Below are 4,441 nucleotides of genomic sequence, written 5' to 3' on the forward strand. Positions count from 1 at the left end.
GAGGTTTGGATTGACCTTGAAAAAGTGGTCAAAAGATGACTAATACCTATTGACCAACAAGAGGCTCATATGTGTTATATGCATTTTTTATCAATGACAAGCGGAAAGCTCACTTTAATATTTTGATTATTCGAGTAGACATAATGCATCGCGAGGCCAAACCTTTCTTGAACCGCACCAACAAACTTTTTGCACTTTTTAAAGGGTTCGCCTTCACAAATTTCAACTAGAAACTCTTCAAAATCTTGCCCATAGTCAGGAATTACTCCTTGGCCTATATTCGAATCTGCAATCACCCAGGTGAAACATCTGGGCTTATTATTAAATAGTACATTCAAAGTGTATTGTTCAAGAAGCCTATCTCCCCAAACTTCTTCGGCCAAAGAAGATTTTGCAACCTTTTGAATAGATTCAAGAACAACAACAGCCATTAAAATTCACCCATGCATATAACGCTTTGCCAAGGGGCAAATGCGAACGTTGTTGGGCTTCGCCCAGTGAGTATTTGTCCCAGCCGCGCTTTTTGCGGCGAACTTAGGCAACTTGTTATGCTGATGATTACTGAAGTTGGCTAATAACAAAATTTGAAACCTCTGATTTGAGCGAGCCAACTATGTGAATGCAAATTTCGTCATCACACACCATGTCTGACTTGGTTTTAACCACCCCATACTCCTCAGTTAAGAAGGAGTAATACATAAGGTTACCCAGTTCTTCCACCGCAAAATTCCGAACTGAACTTTCGCTGCGCAACCCTTCTACGTTTTTAGCTTTATATTCCAAAAACCATATCCAAGCGTCTTCTTTTTCGTTCATATCTGACGACTCACAAATAAATCTCACATTAGATTCATCGTTCACCGATGCGTGAACCGCAAAAGTACAGTTACTAGGAAGGAGTATGGTTTTATCAAATAACCATACAGGTACCCCTTCGCCTCTCGAATAACAGGAAAATGAAATAAGTAGCAATATGAATAATTTAGCCAAAAACATCCTTAATCAGCATAACGCTTACAATAACGGGAAAAGTTGAGTGCTTTGGCACGAAGTGCCAGCGAGGCTTTTTCCCAATGAGCGAAGCGAATGTCGTTGATTGTTTTGTTATGTTTTGACGACAATCCGCCAGTTTTCCAAAATAGCATTAAATTCACTTCCGATATTCACAAAAAAACATACCCACTCACTAATGTGTTTAGGATTGCAATAAATTTCCATTCTAAGCTTGAGAGTATATCCACCGCTTTGTGATTTCCCTTTTATCAAAGTTGCGCTGCCATCTTGCACGTTAAGTTGTTTAAACAATTTATCTAAACAGATTTTAGAAGCTACAACAAATTCAAATTCTAAAAGCTTTAGACCCGACAAATCGATGCCCGATTCAGAGAGCATTTTTAATTTTTTTTCGATCATTTAAGAAACATAACAATATTAATAGGTCGCAAAAATCCGTGTTTAAACACGGGCTTTTTCCGTATATAAATTTGACCTATTTTAATCATAGAGTGTAACTCATTACAACATATGGGCTTTTTCAGATATCTACTTTTCCCGCTGTGGAAATACGGCAATTATCCATGATCTTGCATATATACGGCTTTGAAGCTAAAACTGCATATAATTACAGCAATCAATGGGGCAATGACATTGATTTACTAAAAGGTTGAAAGACTATAATTGACACTGAGACGCCGGATGGCTTCGAGCGAATAGCAGCAGTTTGATCTGACTTATACGTGCAGCTGCTTTGCCCAAGGAAGCGGTCGTTTAAAGTATGTAGTGTGAACAGATTGTTTTTGAAAATAGTGGAAGTTAGATTTCTTTCCACCGATGGCTTTGGAAGTATTAGGTTAAGACTTTGCAATTAGTAATTACATTCTAAATTGCCTAAACTCTACAAACAAAAAAGTAACGGGGCTTTGCAAAATAATTATAAAAGGAGAAATAAATGACAATTTATATTTTTCGCTGGTTATCTATCTCAATCATCCTTTCCATTGCAATCTGTCAGTCCGCCCATTCTAAGACTGAAGTGAGCTTTTCTGAAAATATAAACGTGTTAGTTAACCGGACGATAGAAGAGTTCAATATTCCCGGCATAGCGGTAGCGATAGTAAAAGACAACCAATTAATTCATGCAAAGGGTTATGGGGTAAGAAACATAAACCTGACTCACGCTGTCGACGAGAATACATTATTTCAGATCGCTTCGAATTCTAAATCCATGACCGCAGCGGGACTTGCAATTCTGATTGAAGATAAAAAGCTGTCTTGGGATGACAAGGTTATAGATTTTCTTCCTGAATTTAAATTACAAAATAAGTACGCTGAACAAGAATTCACGATTAAAGACCTACTAACTCATCGCAGCGGTTTGCCAATTGGTGCTGGTGATCTTTTATTCTTTCCCAATCCGGAAAAAACCACTGTCAACGATATTTTTAATGCGTTAGCCCATATTCAACCCGTCTCGAGCTTTCGTAATGAGTATGCATACGACAATCAGTTATACATTCTAGCTGGCGAGATAATTCGTCGAGTTTCGGGGTTAAGTTGGTCTGAATTTATCGAGACCAGACTATTTGCCCCGATTGGAATGCAAGGATGCTATGGTTCACACGAACGTGTTCCTGAAAACGCAAATCAAGCGACGCCTCACATTCAGATTGGCGATGAATTAGTTACCTACAAATATGAAAGCAGCGAATTAACCGCTGCTGCCGGTGGTGTCAATTGTAGCGCTGTCCAAATGAGCAAATGGCTGTTATTACAACTGAACAAAGGCAAGGCAGCAAATGGTAATCAGGTCTTTAGTGAGGCACGTCATTTGGAAATGTGGTCGCCCGTTACCCCCATTAATAGTCGAATCGATCCGGTATCAGGAGAAGTTGATTTCGTTTTTTATGCGTTAGGATGGGGAGTTGGAAGGAAGATGAATCATCAAGTTATAGGACACAGTGGTGGCGTCGGTGGCATGCTTTCCAAGATGACGATTATTCCTAAGCAAAACCTTGGGATAGTTATTCTTACTAATGGGATGAATGGTTATGCTGTCGCTGCATTAGAGAACGGCCTGCTGGAAATGATAATAAATGAAAAGCACAGTCGCTCCTTTGAAGACTATTTAACATTAAGTCAAAACGACTCCTCAGATGCCATTAATGAAATGGCCGAACAATGGAGTAACCGTGATTTAACCAAAAAAGCAACCTTGCCGCTCGCTAGCTATGCAAACCAATATGCTGATGTCTGGTATGGCAAAGTTGATATTAAAATGATTGATGGTGAGTTGAGGTTCCTTTCCCATAGGAGTGCTGATTTAACGGGGACGTTAAAGCACTTTGAAGGCGATAGTTTTGTCGTTATATGGGACGATAGGAGTCTATTGGCTGATGCGAAGTTAACATTCATGTTAGAAAAAGAGGCGATTATCGGAATTCAAATGGAAACGTTTGATCCAAGAGCTGATTTTAGCTTTGACTTCCACCACTTGAATTTAAAGCCGTACGCTCAATAATGTCTTTAAACATGTTGCATCTGTGGTGTCAGAGAACATTGAGTACTTTCTTTGGACCTGTAACGCCGGCATAAGGTGCACCGAAATCTAGCGGCGATTGTTTTAAACTTGGGCGAAGCACCAAAAACTAATCGCCGCGTAGTTTTGGTGTCCCAGCGAGCCTGCGAGCGCCTTGACGCGTTTGTTAAGTACCACCCCGAAAAATGCTAACACTTTTAACTTTAAAAACAAATTCAGGTTCCTTTACATATTTCATTGCTTGATCCCAAAGCGGATTAGTCCGATTAGATAAGTTTTGCTCCAAAGCTTTTATTTCCGGCGGAGCATCATCTCGAAAATAGCCTTTTTGTCCTTTATTTTTATCGTAGCTAACCCCAGTAATTTTGAAGCTTAAAGGGCGAACCCTTTTTGATTTTTGTTGCTCTATGTCTCTATGAGCTGTTTCCCATGTTATGGCTCTAACCATTAAAGTATAGGTATACTCATCAAACTTACCGTTGACCATAAAATCAGATTTTGGTGGGTATTTGGGCTTTATTCTTCGTTTAAATAGACCGCCATGAACATAGCGGAAGTGTAGGTTATCGTCTGACATTTCGTACTGTCGAGAATCAGTGATGTTAACCCAATGACCCTGAGCCTTTCGAAGATGCTTTTTAACGAAAAGAACAGCAAAAGCCTCTTCTGTTGAAGCGTATTTGCGATATTTTTTGATTAATTTTTTATCCACTGATGATCCGTCACTCTCCAATGTGGTACTTAACGCCCCTAATAAACGGCAAATGCTTGTTGGCTACAATGGGAGCGAAGCGACCCAAGCCAGCGAGTATTTGTCCGGTTGATTGGTTTGATACTCATTGAGCCTCCCCAATCAGCGTAACTTTTAGGCTACTCTGATAGGTGACAAAACCAAACGGAGAAGCT

Annotated in this window: 5 protein-coding genes; 1 reads left to right on the plus strand and 4 read right to left on the minus strand. The window is 39.7% G+C overall.

Features of this window, described 5'->3' with window-relative positions; genetic code table 11:
- Window positions 1–74: 74 nt before the first annotated feature.
- From Q4567_RS22045 to Q4567_RS22055, 3 genes are all read right to left on the minus strand, one after another.
- Entirely contained in the window at window positions 75–431 is a 357-nt protein-coding gene (locus Q4567_RS22045) for a hypothetical protein (RefSeq protein ID WP_303502460.1), read from the minus strand.
- A 127-nt stretch (window positions 432–558) separates the two neighbouring features.
- Complete coding sequence (locus tag Q4567_RS22050) at window positions 559–990, minus strand: hypothetical protein (protein WP_303502461.1); 432 nt, start codon at window positions 988–990, stop codon at window positions 559–561.
- Between the two features lie 114 nt (window positions 991–1,104).
- Window positions 1,105–1,413, minus strand: a complete 309-nt coding sequence (locus Q4567_RS22055; RefSeq protein ID WP_303474180.1) for a ribonuclease E inhibitor RraB — start codon at window positions 1,411–1,413, stop codon at window positions 1,105–1,107.
- Between the two features lie 535 nt (window positions 1,414–1,948).
- Here Q4567_RS22055 and Q4567_RS22060 point away from each other — a divergent pair.
- Window positions 1,949–3,517 (plus strand): serine hydrolase, encoded by a 1,569-nt coding sequence (locus tag Q4567_RS22060; protein WP_303502462.1) that lies wholly within the window; start codon window positions 1,949–1,951, stop codon window positions 3,515–3,517.
- 184 nt (window positions 3,518–3,701) lie between these two features.
- On the opposite strand, the gene Q4567_RS22065 is transcribed toward Q4567_RS22060, so the two are convergent.
- Window positions 3,702–4,247 carry a hypothetical protein gene (locus Q4567_RS22065; RefSeq protein ID WP_303502463.1) on the minus strand — a complete coding sequence of 182 codons (546 nt, stop codon included), beginning with the start codon at window positions 4,245–4,247 and terminating at the stop codon, window positions 3,702–3,704.
- Window positions 4,248–4,441: the final 194 nt, after the last annotated feature.

The sequence above is a fragment of the Aliiglaciecola sp. 2_MG-2023 genome (assembly GCF_030548145.1).
Taxonomy (GTDB): domain Bacteria; phylum Pseudomonadota; class Gammaproteobacteria; order Enterobacterales; family Alteromonadaceae; genus Aliiglaciecola; species Aliiglaciecola lipolytica_A.

What these genes read in the sequence shown, in the direction of transcription:
- Q4567_RS22045 (WP_303502460.1), bottom strand. Translation starts at nt 431, where the DNA reads ATGGCTGTTGTTGTTCTTGAATCTATTCAAAAGGTTGCAAAATCTTCT.
- Q4567_RS22055 (WP_303474180.1), bottom strand. Translation starts at nt 1,413, where the DNA reads ATGATCGAAAAAAAATTAAAAATGCTCTCTGAATCGGGCATCGATTTG.
- Q4567_RS22060 (WP_303502462.1), top strand. Translation starts at nt 1,949, where the DNA reads ATGACAATTTATATTTTTCGCTGGTTATCTATCTCAATCATCCTTTCC.